Annotated in this window: 13 protein-coding genes; 9 read left to right on the forward strand and 4 right to left on the reverse strand. The window is 38.4% G+C overall.

Annotated elements, in window-relative coordinates:
• Positions 1–10: 10 nt before the first annotated feature.
• The 3 genes from WMO38_RS03785 to WMO38_RS03795 form a co-directional block, all read right to left on the reverse strand.
• On the reverse strand, positions 11–2620 hold the full coding sequence (locus WMO38_RS03785) for an NYN domain-containing protein (RefSeq protein ID WP_349161544.1): 2610 nt from the start codon (positions 2618–2620) through the stop codon (positions 11–13).
• A 12-nt stretch (positions 2621–2632) separates the two neighbouring features.
• On the reverse strand, positions 2633–4408 hold the full coding sequence (locus tag WMO38_RS03790; RefSeq protein WP_349161545.1) for a diguanylate cyclase domain-containing protein: 1776 nt from the start codon (positions 4406–4408) through the stop codon (positions 2633–2635).
• Positions 4409–4613: 205 nt separating this feature from the next.
• On the reverse strand, positions 4614–5267 hold the full coding sequence (locus tag WMO38_RS03795) for a cupin domain-containing protein (RefSeq protein ID WP_349161546.1): 654 nt from the start codon (positions 5265–5267) through the stop codon (positions 4614–4616).
• 168 nt (positions 5268–5435) lie between these two features.
• Here WMO38_RS03795 and WMO38_RS03800 point away from each other — a divergent pair, with 168 nt between their 5' ends.
• The 6 genes from WMO38_RS03800 (at position 5436) to WMO38_RS03825 (ending at position 12315) form a co-directional block, all read left to right on the forward strand.
• Positions 5436–5795: a winged helix-turn-helix transcriptional regulator gene (locus tag WMO38_RS03800; RefSeq protein ID WP_349161547.1), complete on the forward strand. Its 360-nt coding sequence runs from the start codon at positions 5436–5438 to the stop codon at positions 5793–5795.
• Positions 5796–5807: 12 nt separating this feature from the next.
• A complete protein-coding gene (locus WMO38_RS03805) occupies positions 5808–7259 on the forward strand; it encodes a family 43 glycosylhydrolase (RefSeq protein ID WP_349161548.1) in 1452 nt (483 codons plus the stop codon).
• Positions 7260–7432: 173 nt separating this feature from the next.
• Positions 7433–8116 (forward strand): helix-turn-helix transcriptional regulator, encoded by a 684-nt coding sequence (locus tag WMO38_RS03810; protein WP_349161550.1) that lies wholly within the window; start codon positions 7433–7435, stop codon positions 8114–8116.
• Between the two features lie 209 nt (positions 8117–8325).
• Complete coding sequence (locus WMO38_RS03815; RefSeq protein WP_349161552.1) at positions 8326–9960, forward strand: class I adenylate-forming enzyme family protein; 1635 nt, start codon at positions 8326–8328, stop codon at positions 9958–9960.
• A gap of 40 nt (positions 9961–10000) precedes the next feature.
• On the forward strand, positions 10001–11728 hold the full coding sequence (iorA, locus tag WMO38_RS03820) for an indolepyruvate ferredoxin oxidoreductase subunit alpha (protein ID WP_021865813.1): 1728 nt from the start codon (positions 10001–10003) through the stop codon (positions 11726–11728).
• Positions 11729–11739: 11 nt separating this feature from the next.
• On the forward strand, positions 11740–12315 hold the full coding sequence (locus WMO38_RS03825) for an indolepyruvate oxidoreductase subunit beta (protein ID WP_349161554.1): 576 nt from the start codon (positions 11740–11742) through the stop codon (positions 12313–12315).
• Between the two features lie 139 nt (positions 12316–12454).
• On the opposite strand, the gene WMO38_RS03830 is transcribed toward WMO38_RS03825, so the two are convergent.
• On the reverse strand, positions 12455–13993 hold the full coding sequence (locus WMO38_RS03830; protein WP_186836754.1) for a sodium:solute symporter family protein: 1539 nt from the start codon (positions 13991–13993) through the stop codon (positions 12455–12457).
• A gap of 213 nt (positions 13994–14206) precedes the next feature.
• Here WMO38_RS03830 and WMO38_RS03835 point away from each other — a divergent pair, with 213 nt between their 5' ends.
• From WMO38_RS03835 to pflB, 3 genes are all read left to right on the forward strand, one after another.
• Positions 14207–15487 (forward strand): Y-family DNA polymerase, encoded by a 1281-nt coding sequence (locus WMO38_RS03835; RefSeq protein ID WP_349161555.1) that lies wholly within the window; start codon positions 14207–14209, stop codon positions 15485–15487.
• A complete protein-coding gene (locus WMO38_RS03840; protein WP_021865817.1) occupies positions 15477–15671 on the forward strand; it encodes a hypothetical protein in 195 nt (64 codons plus the stop codon). The genes WMO38_RS03835 and WMO38_RS03840 overlap by 11 nt, the downstream gene beginning before the upstream one ends.
• A 349-nt stretch (positions 15672–16020) precedes the next feature.
• Positions 16021–18273 carry a formate C-acetyltransferase gene (gene pflB, locus WMO38_RS03845; RefSeq protein WP_349161556.1) on the forward strand — a complete coding sequence of 751 codons (2253 nt, stop codon included), beginning with the start codon at positions 16021–16023 and terminating at the stop codon, positions 18271–18273.
• Positions 18274–18461: the final 188 nt, after the last annotated feature.

Here is an 18461-nt window from a genome sequence, read left to right on the forward strand (position 1 = left end):
GATAGTAACATTAATAAGTTCTGTTGAGATATTCTTCACGGATGTGATTTTCCATATCCCGGACTTCCTGCTGGAACTCGCGGGCAGAAACGAGGTGGCAGCCCTGACCGATTATGATAATCTGCTCTAATCCGTCAGATGTTGCCACGCGTACATAGTCTTTTTTGCCATGTCTGTGTGCAAAACTTTCTATGTAATGGTCTGCGGTTTCAGCTTCTTTTGTAAATACAACATGGATGTTATGGTAATCAGTCATTTCTGTGTCATGTCCCTGAACACGGTATGCATCAAATACAGCAATCAGGTTACATTTTGTCATTGCCTGATAGTTACAGAGGATATCAAGGAGACGTCCTCTTGCACTGTCAAGATTAATGGCTGCAAGTTCTTTTAATTCATCCCATGCAAATATAATATTATATCCGTCCACAAGAAGGTATGATTCACCTTGATTTTGTGGTGTTTCAGTGCCTTTATAGACATATTTTACCGTAGAATCGGTTTTTTTAGCACCCGTCCTGTGCAATTTATCATTGTCACCGCGGCTGTTAGAGTAGTAGGTCTGCTTTAAAATAGCATCAATTTCATCGGTTCCTAAAGGTTCGTCCGATACAGTACGGCTTGATGCACGGCTGTTAAGTACGGCTGATGAATTGGCAGCACCTGCGTTGAGTCCGCGTTTTCTTAATTCAAGAACACTATCTAAGTGCATATGTGAAAATACTTCATTCCATTCAATGACTGTGCCTGAGCCGTGAGAACAGAATACTGATGAAGACGGATTTAATGTATCCCGTTCAGCATCATAACCGAAATTTTCAATTACTTCTTCTGCGTTATGGCATGGGTAATAGCCATCCATTCTATATGAAAGTCTGCCAAGCCCTTTGGTATACGATGCAACTTCAGTCTGGTAATCAGAAAGACAGGCAGCAGGAATAGTGCCTGTTATAACTGAAAGAGAAACGTCTGTCTCATCTGACAATGCAAACTTTGCATTCATTCTGTCTAAATCAGTCATTGCACGTCCGATATTTTCAGCAGGAACTTTTAATGTGAAGTTAAAATATGGTTCAAGAAGAACTGATTCTGCCTGCATCAGACCCTGCCTTACCGCACGATATGTAGCCTGCCTGAAATCGCCGCCCTCAGTATGCTTAGGATGTGCTCTTCCGCTGACAAGAGTTATTGTGACATCTGTGAGAGGAGATCCCGTAAGAACTCCTACAGGTGCTTTTTCATATAGATGCGTCATTATGAGACGCTGCCAGTTTTTATCAAGCACATCTTCAGAGCAGTCTGCTTTATATAATATTCCACTGCCTTTTTCGCCGGGTTCGATTATGAGGTGAACTTCCGCATAGTGTCTTAAAGGTTCAAAATGACCGACCCCTTCAACAGTGTTTTTAATTGTTTCTTTGTACACAATGCTGCCTGATGTGAATCCAACTTCGATTCCAAAACGGTCTTTTATGAGATTTTGCAGTATTTCAATCTGCACGGCCCCCATAATCTGGACATGAATCTGTTTTAAAAGCTCATTCCATACAATGTGAAGCTGTGGTTCTTCTTCTTCAAGCATTTTTAATTTTGGAAGTATTAAAAGTGCGTCTGTTCCTTCGGGAAGAACAAGCTGATAAGTCATTACAGGTTCAAGCATAGGAATTTCGCTTTCAGTGTCAGAACCGACAGACTGACCGGCATAAGCGGAATCAAACCCGGTTACGGCACATATTCCTCCGGCAGGAACTTCATTTACTGTTGTATATTTTTCACCGGAATATATTCTTATCTGATTGATTTTTTCATCCGGCGTAATCTGCATGCGGGAGGTGAGAGTTCCACCTGTGATTTTCATGTATGCAAGGCGTGTGCCTTGTGGGTCACGGGCAATCTTGTATACTTTTGCCCCAAATTTATCTGGATATGACGGACAGTTCATATATGTATTTAATCCATCAATAAATTCATCAATTCCTGTAAGTTTTAATGCTGAACCAAAAAAGCAAGGAAAAACCTGTCTTTTTTCAATGCATGTTTTTAGTAGAGCAGTGTCAAGCGTATTATTTTCAAGAAAATGGTTGAGAAGTTCTTCATTGCATAAAGAAAGTTCCTCCATGTCAATTGCATCTTGAATACTGAAGTCAATTATTGCATCAGAAAGCTGATTTTTAAGCTGTTCAAGTATTCTTTGCTTATTGACACCGGACTGGTCTGTTTTATTTACAAAAATAAATACAGGAATTTTATATCTTGCAAGAAGCCTCCAGAGGGTTTCGGTGTGGCTCTGTATTCCATCGGCACCGCTGATTACGAGGATTGCATAGTCGAGAACCTGGAGTGTTCTTTCCATTTCAGCAGAAAAATCAACATGTCCTGGTGTGTCAAGAAGCGTAATACGAGCATTTTCAAGCTCCACAACAGCCTGCTTTGAAAATATTGTAATTCCGCGGGCACGTTCCTGCTTATTGGTATCCAAAAAGGCATCACGTGTATCAACGCGTCCAAGTTTGCGGATAGTACCTGTTTTGTAGAGAAGAGCCTCGGAAAGAGTTGTTTTTCCGGCATCGACATGTGCAAGCATGCCAATATTTATGTTTGGTTTGTTTAAGTCCCCCATATATTGATCTCCTTAGTTAAGACATTTTCTGACTAAATCGTGGTCGATTATAAATACATAAAAAATATTACCATAATAACGGCTGTTTATAAGTCTTCCATGGTCAAGAACAGGAATGACAGTGCCATCTTTTCGTTTAAGGGAAAATGACAGATAATCATTGTTGTCATTCTCAAGTGCGTTAATCTGCTTCCATATATTTTCTTCGACTGCTTCGCGTTCATCTTCTTTGATGATATTTCGGAAGCTGCGGCCTGTATAGTCAATTAATTCATCAAAATTGCTGCAGCCTGTGAGATTTAACATTTCTTTATTAGCAAAAAGAATAGAATCATCTTTTTTGTCAGCTTTGTATATTATAAAAGCACTCGGAAGATTTTCTGAAATATCGCTTAACGCAAATCCAAGTGGTGTGCGTATTTTTTTGTTCATATTCGGATTAAATTCCAGACATTCATGTTTGCCTTTAATTTTTACGTCATATAAGGCAGTATCAGCATCAATAAGCAGCTGTTCTACAGAGCCGTCGTCAGGGTTGTATTGTGCGTATCCAACGGAAATATTAAAGCTTTGTGTCTGGTTGCTAGCTATAAAAGAACGAGGCATATCCGTGAAAGCCTCTATTTGTGCTTTTGCATCTTTACATGTGCAGTTTTTCAGGATGATACAGAATTCATCACCACCACTACGACACAGAATTGAATTTTTAGGAAAAGAACTTCTTATTGTGTCGGCGAGAATGCATAACGCTTTATCTCCGGTTGAATGTCCAAAAAGGTCATTAATGAATTTAAAATCATCTATATCAAGTGCAATACAGACACAATGTTCATTACTATGTTTTTTCATATATTTTGTTAAATGTTCCTGAAATCCATTGCGGTTAAGAAGTCCCGTGAGATTGTCAGTAGATGAAAGGTTCTGCAGTATGATTCCATTGGCCTGAAGCACCATAAGTGCATATGTGAGACCTGTAAGGAGAAAAAGGATAATAAATCCCCCAATAAATACTGTTGTTGTTTGACTGTCTGCATGCCAGCCGTCTTTAGGTGTAACTTCAAGTTTCCATGAACAGCCACCTAATTCAAACTGATATGTAACAGGGCTTATAAATTCTTCACAATTGCTGTAAATTTCCGTAAATTCACCGGTAAGAGGTGATAAAGTTTTTGAGAGGCGGTAATAGTATCCGAAATCTTCAAGTGCATTTACAGAATTTGAAAAGATTTCCGGCACACGGATAATTGATATAGTAAATCCCCAGAAATATTCATCACCGGATTCATTTTCAAGATAGACAGGATTTCTTATGGTAATGCCGACACCACCCTGTTTAAGCTGGAAGGGTCCCTGCATAACGGTTATATTATTATCTCTTCCATAGCGTACTATTTCACTACGGGAAGGGTCATTGATTAAGTCAATTTTGCCGGTATCATTACCTTTTTCAGGGTAAATATCTGTTACAACACCACCTGGTGCAAGCTGTATGCTCTGAATAGAATCGGTCATCATATTTTCGGCAACTTTTTCAAAGTGTTCAATCTGTCCATTTTCACTTATAATAATCTGTTCAAGTGACTTGGTGATTGTTATTCCATTATTAAGGTCAGCAATCATGCGGTCAGCGTAACTTACGGCATTCAGGGCTGCCTTATCCCTTACCCGTTCCTGGTTTGTATAGCTTATTTTATATATAACTACACACAGAACTCCTGTGCCGAAAAGAAAGACGAGCAGTGGAATTATAAGTTTGTATTTTAATGCTTTTAATTTTGGATAATTCATTGTGTAACTCCTGGTATGTGAAACGCCCACATAAATGAAACTGATATGATATATTGATTGCATCTATCAGTAAAAGTAAAAAATAATGCAGGTAATTATATGTTATGATTGTCCTGTAATCAAGTAATATAACTACATGCATTATAACATGTTTTATTTAGCTGGTAAAATGAAATTTGGTACATTCGTACCTGATTATTCTGACTTATTCTAAAACAAGAAGAAGAGCCATTTTAAATTTACCGTCAGCTGTCACGCTGTGAAGACCATTTTTTTCAAAACGGAAACATTCACCCTCACTGATTGTGTAATCTTTGCCTTCGTAGCCGATTACAGCTTTGCCTTCAAGTGCAAATACGATAGCATTGCCGGGAGCACAATGAGGTGTAAGACCTGTTCCCTCATCGAATGACATAAGGACATATTTCATAGTAGGGTTGCTTACAATGTCCATGTTTGCAATGCTTCCTTCCTCGTAAGAAATAAGATTTTTAAGTGCGAATACTTCGTTTGTTTTAACAATTTCGTTCATAATTGCTGAATTCTCCTTTTTAAATATTACTTCGGTATAAACCATTCCGTCTGAAGTTTCCATTCCGCAGAGTGTGGAAGCGGGAATTATTACGGCTGTATCAGGTGTCAGTGTGAGTTTTTTCTTATCGTTTCCAATGATAAATGTACCACTGCCGGCGGCACCGATATACATTGTCATTCTGTCATAACTTTCCTGGCTGATAGAAGTATCTTTGCCCATTGAAAAGAATGTTGCCATGTTGGATGTTCCAAGTTTTGAGTCTCTTGAAACTGTCATTCCATCACGTATTGGACGAAGATTTTCGATTGTAAATACATTTTCCAACGATAGTTCCTCCTGATAAAAAGTATAGTTTATTATTGCCCATAAACAGAATATATACTATAATTTTGCAAAAAGGAAGTACGCACATTAAAGTTGTATACTAACCTAAAGTAAAGCGTGATATTTTTATAAAAGATTTTAGCATTTATCATATGAAAGGAAATGGTTATGGAAGATAATAAGATACCTAAATGCGGATGCTGCCATACAGGTGAAAATATATCGGAGACAGATTTTGGTTATACACTTTCGCTGATTAACGGAAAATATAAACTTGTAATCATTTACTGGCTGGAACAGCATGACAATGTGATGAGATATAGTGAGTTAAAAAGATGTCTCGGAAATATTTCACATAAGACACTCAGTTCGACTTTGAAAGAAATGGAAAGTGACGGACTTATAATAAGAAAGGAATATCCGCAGATACCTCCAAAGGTTGAGTATAGCCTTTCTAAGAGAGGCATGTCACTGATTCCGATTCTGGTGGCAATGTGTGAGTGGGGAAGTATCCATAAAAATGATTAAAGGAGACCAAATATGAATAAAAAAAATAATAAACAGATATTTAATCCGTATCTGCCATCTTATGAATATATTCCGGATGGCGAGCCGCATATTTTTGGTGACAGGCTTTATATATACGGAAGCCATGACAGATTTGGCGGCAGCGACTATTGTGAAAATGATTATGTATGCTGGTCAGCACCGGTTGATGATTTGTCTGACTGGCATTTTGAAGGTGAGATTTATAATAGAAAACAGCATCCATATAGGGAGGAGAGAATGCTTCTTTTTGCACCTGATGTTGTGAAAGGTGCGGATGGAAGATTTTATCTTTATTATTCTATGGCACATTCGTCAAGAATGTCTGTTGCTGTGTGTAATACTCCGGCAGGACATTATGAATATTATGGTGATGTAAAAACTTCAGACGGTCGTATATATGGAATTGACAAAGGTGACATGCTGCAGTTTGACCCTGGGGTATTTGCAGATGATGATGGAAGTGTATATCTATATTCCGGTTTTTGTCCGAATAAGACGGAAGATGAGCATGGACGTATTATGGCAGGAGCACATGTATGCAGACTTAGTGATGATATGATTACAATGAAAGATCTGCCACACGTAATATTTCCAAGAGATTTTAAATGTCCTGAGGAAGCTGGATTTTTTGAAGCTTCGTCAATGAGAAAATTTGGCAGAAAATATTATTTTATATATTCTGCCAGAGCAAACGGACTGCATTATTGTATAAGTGATTATCCTGACAGGGATTTTGTGTATGGAGGCAGGCTGCATGCATCGTCAGATGTCGGATTAAGAGGATACACTCCGTCTGATACTGCATATCCAAACGGTAATACGCATGGAAGCATAATACAGCTCAATGAAAGTTTTTATATATTTGACCACAGATTTACCAATGCATGTTCATATTGCCGTCAGGGGGTGGCTGAAAAGATTGAGATGGATGAAAATGGCTTTTTTAAAGCAGCAGAAGCTACAAGCTGCGGACTTAACGGCGGTCCGCTTGACGGTGAAGGAATGTATCCTTCATATATAGTATGTTTTCTTAAAAATATAAAACTTGAAAAGGATGCATCAAAAGAGGAAAGACTGTCAAAAAATGCATATGTCACGCAGGATGGCGGTGACAGAGAGAGCGGTGAAGATGCATATATTGCCAATATGCAGGATGGATGTATGGCAGGATTTAAGTATTTTAATATGAAAAAAGGGCATAATAAAATAGCAATTTCAGTGAGAGGAAATGCAGTAGGAACTATAAAAATTACAACGGATTCGGATTATTCGGGTAAGAATATTGAGGATTATCCGATAGCCGGACAGGAATTGCTTTCAATTGAATCACATGACTGGAAAGAAACAGTTGTTGATATAGATATTGAAACGGGCATAAACCCGGTGTATTTTATTTTTGAAGGTAGAGGAAAATTTGATATAAAAAATTTTACAATTATTTAAAATATATAATAATGATTAATAAAATTTAAAAAATAATATTTATATTTCACAAAACATAAAAACAAACTATAAATATCAAAATATAAAGATTTAGACCTATGTGGGCAATGACTATATGGACTTAATATTTATCTATACATATGAAATGTAACGTAAAAGTGCGGAGGATAAATATGGTTGCTTACAAGGACGTTTTAAAAAGGCTTGTAATGTATAGAATATCTATGGGTCTGATGCAGACAGATATTGCAGAAAAGTTTGGGCTTATGCAGGAGCAATATTCTTATATTGAAAACGGTGGAATTATAATAAGTGGACAGATACTTATGAATTTTTCGGAAATCGGATTTGATTTGGATGAGTTGATAGCCGGTAAAAAGTATGTTTATCATACAAAGGACCTGGATAAGACTTTAGCGAATATAGATACTGAAACACATAGGAATTTTGCTTTGAAGCTGTTGGCTGATATTATTGTAAGCAAATACAGCGGCACAGTTTCAAAAATGAGGGACGAAGATGCGAATAATATGAAAATGCTTCAGTCACTTGCAAATGACTGGAATGGATTTTCAATGACATGCTTTGTCAGGGATAAAATGAATACATCACAGATAGCCATGGCTGAAAAGCTGGGACTTGGAATCAAGAAATATCGCGATATTGAAAAAGAAAAGATATATCCTGATGCAGAGACACTTGTAAGTCTTTATAATATGTCAGAATATCGTCCCACGTTATTTATGAATCTTCAGGATAGAAAGATTCAGATTATTAAAAGCGTGTGGTGTATATTTCCGGCTGAAGACAAACGTAAGATGTTAAATTATGTATCTGATTCTATGAATATTTTATAAATTCTTTTGAAATGTAATTTTGTAAAAAAATTGGTGAAATTGCTGAACAAGGCTTGCATTTAGTGTGCGAGCCTTGTTTTTATTTACAAAAAATGGTATTCTTATCTAAGGTTTTGCGTCAGCGGTTTGACGTATAAAAGTATGCAGTGAAAAAGCAGGAAGAGGCAGAGCCTAATATATGCAGAGAAGATGAAAGGGGATTTTTTACAATGCCAGTAATGGAATATCTTGAAAGAAATGCAAGATTATATCCCGACGAGGTAGCTTTGGTAGAGCTTAATCCGGATGAGAATGATACAAGAAGGATGACCTGGAAAGAATATGCTCTTATACAGCCTACAAGATTCGAGCCGTATAGAAGAGAGATTACATGGAGTGTATTTAATGAAAAGGCAAACCGTTTTGCTAATATGCTTCTTGGAAGGGGAATAAAGAAAGGTGATAAGGTAGCAATACTTATGTATAACTGCCTTGAGTGGCTGCCTGTATATTTTGGGGTATTAAAGACAGGTGCGATTGCTGTTCCTTTTAATTTCAGATATGATTCAGATGAAATTTTATATTGTGCAAAGCTTGCAGAGGTAGATGTGATTGTGTTCGGTTCTGAATTCATAGGAAGAATGGAAGTCAATGCAGATGTTTTAAGCAAGGGAAGACTTCTTATATATGTTGGGGATAACTGTCCAAGTTTTGCGGAAAGTTATAGGGAGCTTGTCGCTGACTGTTCAAGCAAATCTCCTGATATTGAAATTACAGATGATGATTTTGGTGCAATATATTTTTCGTCTGGAACAACGGGATTTCCAAAGGCGATACTTCATAAACACAGAAGCTTAACACAGGCGGCACAGATGGAGCAGAAGCATCATTCAACAGGAAGAGATGATACATTTTTATGTATTCCTCCGCTTTATCATACCGGTGCGAAGTTTCACTGGATGGGAAGCCTTGTTGCAGGAAGTAAGGCGGTTCTTCTTAAAGGAACAAAGCCGGAGACAATACTTTCTGCTATTTCAAATGAGCACTGCACAATAGTATGGCTTCTGGTGCCATGGGCACAGGATATTCTTGATGCTCTTGACAGAGGCGATATTAAGCTGTCTGATTATAAACTTGACCAGTGGAGGCTTATGCACATAGGAGCACAGCCGGTTCCACCTTCGCTTATCAAGAGATGGAAAGAATATTTTCCAAACCACCAGTACGATACGAATTATGGCTTGTCAGAGTCAACAGGTCCGGGCTGCGTTCATCTCGGAGTTGAAAATATTGATAAAGTCGGGGCAATCGGCGTTCCGGGTTACAGATGGGAATGTAAGATTGTTGATAAAAATGATAATGAAGTTGCACAGGGCGGGGTCGGTGAACTTTGTGTCAAAGGTCCGGGTGTGATGACATGTTATTATAACGATGAGAAGTCAACAAGTGAAGTGCTAAAGGATGGCTGGCTGTATACAGGTGATATGGCTATGCAGGATGAACAGGGATTTTACTATCTTGTTGACAGAAAGAAAGATGTTATCGTAAGCGGTGGTGAAAATATTTATCCGGTTCAGATAGAAGATTTCTTACGCCGTCATGACAAAATAAAGGACGTTGCTGTAATCGGCCTTTCAGACAGAAGACTTGGTGAGAAGACAGCGGCAATCATAGAAATCAAGGATGGCATGGTCTGTTCAAAAGAAGAAATTGAAGAATTCTGCCATGCACTTCCGAGATATAAGCGTCCTAAAGAGATTATTTTTGCTGATATACCAAGAAATGCAACAGGAAAGATTGAAAAACCAAAGCTTCGTAAGATTTACGGTGCCGACAATCTTGTTGCAAAAGAAAATCAGATATAAAAATATACAGGTCATATGACCGCAAAAACAAGGAGGATTTATGAAAGAGTTAATGCTTGGCAATAAAGCCGTTGCAAGGGGGCTTTACGAGGCTGGCTGTATGGTTGTTTCAAGTTATCCGGGAACACCCAGTACAGAGATTACAGAAGAAACAGCAAAATATGATGAAGTGTACTGCGAATGGGCTCCGAATGAAAAGGTGGCTCTTGAAGCTGCACACGGAGCGACTGTAGGCGGACGAAGAAGTGCATGTGCAATGAAACATGTAGGTCTTAATGTAGCTGCTGACCCGCTTTTTACAATATCATATCAGGGTGTCAACGCAGGTCTTGTAATATGCGTTGCAGATGACCCGGGGATGCATTCTTCACAGAATGAACAGGATTCCAGACATTATGCAAAGGCAGCAAAAGTGCCTATGCTTGAGCCTTCAGATTCACAGGAAGCACTTGAATTTACAAAGAAGGCATTTGAATTATCAGAAAAATACAACACACCTGTATTTATCAAGATGTGTACAAGAGTTTCACATTCACAGAGTGTCGTCGAGACAGGAGTGCGTGTTGTGCCTGAGCAGGTACCTTATGTAAAGGACCCGGCAAAGGTCATGATGACATTAAATTCAAGAAATGCACATGTAAGAGTTGAACAGCGTACAAAAGACCTTATTGCTCTTGCCGAAAACTGTGATTTTAACAGAGTTGAATATGGTGATAAAAAGCTTGGAATTATCACATCATCAACATCATATCAGTATGCGAGGGAGTGTTTTGGTGAAAATGCAAGCATTTTAAAGCTTGGAATGATTTATCCGCTTCCTGAAAAGCTTATACTTGATTTCGCAGCTTCTGTAGATGAGGTTATCGTTCTTGAGGAGCTTGACCCGTTTATTGAGGAACATTGTAAACAGCTTGGCATAAAAGTAAAGGGAAAAGATACATTTCCTATATGTGGAGAATTCTCACAGAATCTTGTCAGAAAGTGTATGGGAATGGAAGTTCCGGAAAGCTTACATATAGATGACAAAATTCCGCCAAGACCTCCTGTTATGTGTGCAGGATGTCCACACAGAGGAGTTTTCTATACATTAAAGAAAAATAACTGCATGGTTTACGGTGATATCGGATGTTATACACTCGGTGCGGTTGCACCTCTTAATGCTATGGATTTAAATGTCTGTATGGGTGCATCATGTTCAGGACTTCATGGATTTAACAAGGCAATGGGCAAAGAAGGTGAAAAGAGAAGCGTCGGCGTTATTGGCGATTCAACATTTATACATTCAGGAATTACAGGAATTACAGATATTGCATACAACATGAGTAATTCAACAGTTATTATTCTTGATAATTCAATTACCGGCATGACCGGACACCAGCAGAATCCTACGACTGGTAAAAATCTCCGTGGTGAGCCGGCAGGAAAGGTTAATCTTGAAGCACTTTGCCGTGCTATCGGATTTAACAGGGTTCGTGTTGTAGACCCATATAACCTTGAAGAGGTAGATACTGTATTGAAAGAGGAACTTGAGGCAGATGAACCATCAATTATCATAAGCCGCCGTCCGTGCGTAATGATAAAAGGAACTGTTCACAAACCGCCTCTCAAAGTTGATTCTGATAAATGCGTCGGATGTAAATCGTGCATGCGTATTGGATGTCCTGCAATTTCTGTAAGAGATAAAAAAGCAAAGATTGACCCTACACTCTGCATTGGCTGTAAGGTATGTACACAGATGTGTAAATTTGATGCATTGAAAGCAGAATAAGGAGAGTTGATATGGATACAAAGAATATTATGATAGTAGGCGTCGGCGGACAGGGAACACTGCTGGCAAGTAAAATGTTAGGTTATGTTCTCTTACAGCAGGGATATGACGTAAAGGTATCGGAAGTTCACGGAATGAGCCAGCGAGGCGGAAGCGTTGTAACATACGTAAGATATGGTAAAAAAGTATACTCACCTGTAATTGATAAGGGTGAGGCAGATGTTATCATTTCATTTGAAAAACTTGAAGCTGCAAGATGGCTTGAATTTCTCAAAAAAGACGGAACAATTATAACAAATACTCAGGAAGTAGAGCCAATGCCTGTAATAACGGGTGCGGCTGCATATCCTGAAAATCTTATCGAGAAAATGCAGGCAGCAGGTGCAAAGGTTGATGCAAAAGATTTTCTTTCAATCGCACAGGAGGCCGGTTCTGCAAAAGCTGTAAATATAGCACTCATGGGAAGATTATCAACATATTTTCCTGAGATAAGCGATGAACAGTGGCAGGATGCTATTGAAAAAATAGTACCTCCGAAATTCCTTGATTTGAACAGAAAGGCATTTGAAGCGGGAAGAAACGCATAATTAAATTAAATAAAAATGCTCCGTTTAGGATAACAGTTAAGCTGTGAATCCCGAACGGAGCATTTTGTTTAGTGATTTATATTTAGGGTTATAGGACAGCGAGCCAAAACGATGCTTACATTCAAAACAATATTTACCTTTAGTCGCCGAGAGCAGTTTTTTGCTCAACGGTTGTCTTTTTGTCATAGCATTTAAAAGCTGATTCCACAAGCTCTTTGTCAGGCTTTGGTGTGAACAGGCTGACTACAGGAACAATTACAAGTCCGGCAAGCATTGCAATAGCACCGCAGTTGATAGGTGACTGCATAATTGTCGGAAATGAGCTCCTGAAGAAAATATTTGCAATCATAAGAACTGAACTGAATATGAAACATACCCAGCATGAAGCCTTTGTGACACGCTTTGAATATAATGAGTACATAAAAGGTGCAAGGAATGAACCGGCGAGTGCACCCCATGAAACACCCATAAGCTGTGCAATAAATGTAATTGAGCTCTTATATTGTATAAGTGCAAGAATTGATGAAATTGCAATAAATACAACGACAAGAATTCTTATTGATAAAACCTGTTTTTTATCGCTCATATCTTTAATAAAATTATCTTTTAAGAAGTCGATAGTAAGTGTTGAACTTGATGCAATTACAAGTGATGAAAGCGTAGACATTGACGCTGACAAAACGAGAATAACAACAAGTGCGATAAGCATAGGACTTAATCCTGAAAGCATTGTCGGAATAATTGAGTCATATCCGTTGGCAGCAACATCAATTTCATCTGAGAAAAGACGTCCAAATCCACCGAGAAAATAACTGCCTCCGGCAACAACAAGTGCAAATATAGTTGAAATAATTGTACCTTTTTTGATGGATTTTTCATCTTTTATTGCGTAAAACTTCTGAACCATCTGTGGAAGTCCCCATGTACCGAGTGATGTAAGTATTACGACAAATAAAAGATTGAGAGGGTCAGGTCCGAAAAATGAAGCAAATATTCCCGGTGTATCTGTTACAGCAGGGTCACTCACTTTTGCAAGACCATCAAGTGCCGCCATAAATCCGCCTTTACTGTTAAGAACGGCAGCTATTACGGTTGCAATGCCAAAAAGCATTATTATTCCCTGAATGAAATCGTTAATAGCTGTTGCCATATATCCGCCTGCAATTACGTAGATAGCTGTAAGAACTGCCATGAGTATAATACAGACTGAATAATCAATGTTAAATGCCATTCCGAAAAGTCTTGAAAGACCATTATAAAGAGATGCTGTATAAGGAATGAGAAAAATGAATATAATTACGGATGCACCGATTTTTAACGCACTGCTTCCGAATCGTTCTCCGAAAAACTGCGGCATTGTTGCAGAATTCAGATGCTGGCTCATAATTCTTGTTCGTCGTCCGAGAACAACCCATGCCAGAAGTGAACCTATAATTGCATTGCCGATGCCTGCCCATGTTGCAGAAATGCCATATTTCCATCCGAACTGGCCAGCATATCCTACGAATACGACAGCAGAAAAATAAGAAGTTCCGTAGGCAAAAGCTGTAAGCCACGGACCAACCGAGCGGCCGCCAAGTACGAATCCGTTGACATCAGTTGCATGTTTGCGGCAGTAAAGACCGATTCCAATCATGACCGCAAAATAGATAATCAAAATTAATAGTTTCATAAAAATCCTCCTGTGTTTCTTTTGAATTTACCCCTTTAAAGTTCAACGCTTTAAACAACTAAAATTTTATCATGTTTTTATTATTTTATCAACAAAAATATGACGTTGTTTTTGCATATAAAAAATAAAAAAACAGTACATACATTCGATTTTTTGTTGTATAATATTTTTATGAAAAAAATTATGGTATATGGGAATAATATGAAAGGAAACAATGGTATGGGCAGCAGGATATATGTATGTATAGATTTAAAATCATTTTATGCATCGGTTGAGTGTGTTGAGCGTGGTCTTGATACAATGACAACTAATCTTGTTGTTGCTGACCCGGACAGAAGTGAGAAAACAATATGTCTTGCTGTGTCGCCTGCGATGAAAGCTCTTGGCGTGAAGAACAGATGCCGTGTGTTTGAGATTCCCAAAGGTATTGATTATATTATGGCACAGCCGAGAATGCAGCTTTATATTGATTATTCGGCAAAGATATATGGCATTTATCTGAAGTACATTTCAAAAGAGGATATACATGTATATTCTATAGATGAAGTTTTTATGGATGTAACAGAGTATCTTTCTTTATATGGAATGACTGCGAAAGAACTGGGCATACGTATTATGCAGGATATATTTGATACAGTGGGGATTAGGGCAACGTGCGGCATAGGTACTAATCTTTATCTTGCAAAGATTGCACTTGATATAACTGCGAAACATGCGAAAGATTTTATCGGTGAACTTGATGAGGAAAGTTATAAGAGGACGCTGTGGCATCACAGACCACTCACAGATTTCTGGAGAGTGGGGCATGGACTTGCCGGAAGACTTGCACAGGCAGGGATATATGATATGGCACAGATTGCAGAGGCAGATGAGCAGATCCTGTATGATATGATTGGCATTGATGCTGAACTTCTCATTGACCACGCATGGGGGATAGAACCGGTTACTATTGCGGATATTAAGAAATATAAGCCGAGAAGCAGCAGCATAACGAGCGGTCAGGTTCTTGCAAGGGATTATGAACATGAGGAGGGAAGGCTTATCGTCAAGGAAATGGCTGACGGAATGTGTCTTCAGCTTGTTGAGCAGGGAATGGTTACGGATTCGGTGACAATCTATATAAATTACTCAAAAGAATATAGTGCAGCTGCGGGAGTGCCACAGTCCGTGCGTGGTTCAATTATGCTTCCGTCAGCGACAAGTTCATCTAAAAAGATGCTTCCGTTTATTTCAAAGCTTTATGATGAGGTTAAGGATAAAAATATTCCTGTGCGTAAAATCAATCTTATATTTAACAGGCTGACAGATGAAGCCTACAGACAGGTTGGGCTGTTTGATGACGATATAGATGGTGACAGGGAAAATAAATTACAGCATGCAGTGCTTGATTTGAAGAAGAAGTATGGCAGAGATGCGGTATTGAAAGGCATGAATCTTGAAAAGGGTGCAACTGCAATAGAAAGAAATCATCAGATTGGGGGACACAGAAGTGGTAATTAGAAAAAGTACAGTAAATAATACAAGAAAAAAGATGCCGGTCGAAGAACGTGCCAAGCAGTTTATGCCATTTTCAGCACTGAAAGGTCTTGATGAAGCACTTCGTGAACAGGAAATTATTGCCGAAGAAAATGTAAAAACGGAGACTGTAAAAGAGGATGATATATGTCAGACTGAAGATAATTAAGTAGAGGTGCATTTTTGACAGCTTCAGTTAATTATGTGAATAATATGTGCATTTTGTACAGATAAAAGTACAAAATAACCGCATAAATTCAAGGATTGTACTAAATTCAATAATATGAAAATTACTCTTGATTTTACATTGTTAAAATGTTAGTATGCTCTTGTCAGTAATTGTTACTTATTTATCAAAGTTGTTACAAACGCATTTTTGTCACAGGAGAATATCTTAATTAAAATCAATGCATTGCATTTAGAATAAGATATTTTTTTGATTATAATAGCTGACAACATTTTTTATAATGCGGATTGTATACAGTGTACAAAATTAAAACAAGGAGGAACAAGGAACAATGGTACAGATGGATCAGTGGAACGGTTTCAAAGGTAGACTTTGGAAGGAAGAAATCAATGTAAGAGATTTCATCCAGAATAACTACAAGCCATATGACGGAGATGAAAGTTTCCTGGAAGGCCCAACAGAGGCAACAAATAAGCTTTGGGGCAGATTACAGGAGTTACAGAAGGAAGAAAGAGCTAAGGGCGGCGTACTTGACATGGAAACAGAGGTAGTTGCAGGCCTTACAGCTTACGGTCCTGGATATATAGATGAGTCTATGAAAGACCTTGAACAGATTGTAGGTCTTCAGACAGATAAGCCATTAAAGAGAGCATTTATGCCTTATGGTGGTATTAAGATGGCAGAGGAATCATGCAAGAACTATGGTTACGAGCCAAATCCTGAATTACACAAGATTTTTACAGAATATCATAAGACACATAACCAGGGTGTTTTCGATGCTTACACACCAGAGATGAGAAAGGCTCGTCACAGCCACATCATCACAGGTCTTCCAGATACTTATGGTCGTGGTCGTATCGTAGGTGACTACAGAAGAGTTGCTCTTTATGGTATCGATTTCCTTATGGAAGAGAAGAAGAAAGATCATGCTAACTGCGGATGCGGTACAATGACAGATGACGTTATTCGTTTAAGAGAAGAGATTTCTGATCAGTACAAGGCACTTGCAGGTATGAAGAAGATGGCAGAAAGCTATGGCTATGATATTTCTAAGCCAGCTACAAATGCAAAGGAAGCTTGCCAGTGGTTATACTTTGGTTACCTTGCAGCTATCAAGACTCAGAATGGTGCAGCTATGTCAGTTGGACGTGTTTCTACATTCCTTGATATCTATATTCAGAGAGATCTTGATAACGGCGTTATCACAGAGAAAGAAGCTCAGGAACTTATCGACCATATGGTTATGAAGTTCAGAATGGTTAAATTCGCAAGAATTACATCATACAACGAATTATTCTCAGGTGATCCAACATGGGCTACACTTGAAGTAGGTGGTACAGGTATCGACGGACGTTCAATGGTTACAAAGAACGACTACAGATTCCTTCATACACTTGAAAACATGGGACCTTCGCCAGAACCAAACCTTACAGTTCTTTACTCATCAAGACTTCCTGAGAACTTCAAGAAGTATGCAGCAAAGATTTCTGTTGATACATCTTCAATCCAGTATGAGAATGATGATGTTATGAAGGTTACATGGGGCGATGACTATTCAATCTGCTGCTGTGTATCTGCTACACAGACAGGTAAGGAAATGCAGTTCTTCGGAGCTAGAGCAAACCTTGCTAAGTGCTTACTTTACGCTATCAATGGTGGTGTTGATGTTAAGAACAGAGAACAGGTTGGTCCTGCTTACAAGCCTATCACATCTGAATATCTTGAGTATGATGAAGTTGTTGAAAAGTTTGACGCTATGATGGATTGGTTAGCTGACCTTTATGTTAATACACTTAACCTTATCCAGTATATGCATGATAAGTATTACTATGAAGCAGCTGAGATGGCTCTTATCGATACAGATGTTAAGAGAACATTCGCTACAGGTATTGCCGGATTCTCACATGTTGTTGACTCACTTTCAGCTATTAAGTATGCAAAGGTTAAGACAGTACGTGACGAAACAGGTATTGTTGTAGATTACAAGATTGAGGGAGATTTCCCTAAGTATGGTAATGATGATGACAGAGCTGATGATATCGCTGTATGGCTTCTTAAGACATTCCTTGAGAAGATTAAGAAGAGACATACTTACAGAGATTCAGAGCCTACAACATCAATCCTTACAATTACTTCAAACGTAGTTTACGGTAAATATACAGGAGCTATGCCAGATGGTCGTCCAGCAGGCACACCACTTTCTCCTGGTGCTAACCCAAGCTACGGTGCAGAGCAGAATGGTCTTCTTGCATCTCTTAACTCACTTACAAAGCTTCCATACGAATGGGCACTTGATGGTATTTCAAATACACAGACAATGAACCCAGACGCATTAGGACACAACGAAGATGAAAGAGTTGCTAACCTTGTAAACGTTATGGATGGTTACTTCGATCAGGGTGCTCATCACCTTAACGTAAACGTATTCGGTAAGGATAAGCTTATCGATGCTATGGAACATCCTGAAAAACCTGAATATGCTAACTTCACAATCCGTGTATCAGGTTACGCTGTTAAGTTCATCGACCTTACAAAGGAACAGCAGATGGATGTTATCAGCAGAACATTCCATGACAGAATGTAATCATACGAATAGTATAATTGCTTGAAATTAGAATGCAGTATTTAAGCGGTTTGGCAAAAAATGTATATACTAATACTTAATGTAAATTGGTGTAAACTAGTACAGTTTGGTTTTTTATCTGAACCAAAACTGAACCAAACTGCTTAAAAAACTGAACCAGATAAAAGTGGCTTTAAGTTGCTTGTTTA

The sequence above is a fragment of the Lachnospira hominis (ex Hitch et al. 2025) genome (assembly GCF_040096395.1).
In the GTDB taxonomy this organism is placed as follows: Bacteria; Bacillota; Clostridia; order Lachnospirales; family Lachnospiraceae; genus Lachnospira; species Lachnospira hominis.

What these genes read in the sequence shown, in the direction of transcription:
- WMO38_RS03790 (WP_349161545.1), bottom strand. Translation starts at nt 4,408, where the DNA reads ATGAATTATCCAAAATTAAAAGCATTAAAATACAAACTTATAATTCCA.
- iorA (WP_021865813.1), top strand. Translation starts at nt 10,001, where the DNA reads ATGAAAGAGTTAATGCTTGGCAATAAAGCCGTTGCAAGGGGGCTTTAC.
- WMO38_RS03815 (WP_349161552.1), top strand. Translation starts at nt 8,326, where the DNA reads ATGCCAGTAATGGAATATCTTGAAAGAAATGCAAGATTATATCCCGAC.
- WMO38_RS03805 (WP_349161548.1), top strand. Translation starts at nt 5,808, where the DNA reads ATGAATAAAAAAAATAATAAACAGATATTTAATCCGTATCTGCCATCT.
- WMO38_RS03835 (WP_349161555.1), top strand. Translation starts at nt 14,207, where the DNA reads ATGGGCAGCAGGATATATGTATGTATAGATTTAAAATCATTTTATGCA.
- WMO38_RS03810 (WP_349161550.1), top strand. Translation starts at nt 7,433, where the DNA reads ATGGTTGCTTACAAGGACGTTTTAAAAAGGCTTGTAATGTATAGAATA.
- pflB (WP_349161556.1), top strand. Translation starts at nt 16,021, where the DNA reads ATGGTACAGATGGATCAGTGGAACGGTTTCAAAGGTAGACTTTGGAAG.
- WMO38_RS03800 (WP_349161547.1), top strand. Translation starts at nt 5,436, where the DNA reads ATGGAAGATAATAAGATACCTAAATGCGGATGCTGCCATACAGGTGAA.
- WMO38_RS03785 (WP_349161544.1), bottom strand. Translation starts at nt 2,620, where the DNA reads ATGGGGGACTTAAACAAACCAAACATAAATATTGGCATGCTTGCACAT.
- WMO38_RS03825 (WP_349161554.1), top strand. Translation starts at nt 11,740, where the DNA reads ATGGATACAAAGAATATTATGATAGTAGGCGTCGGCGGACAGGGAACA.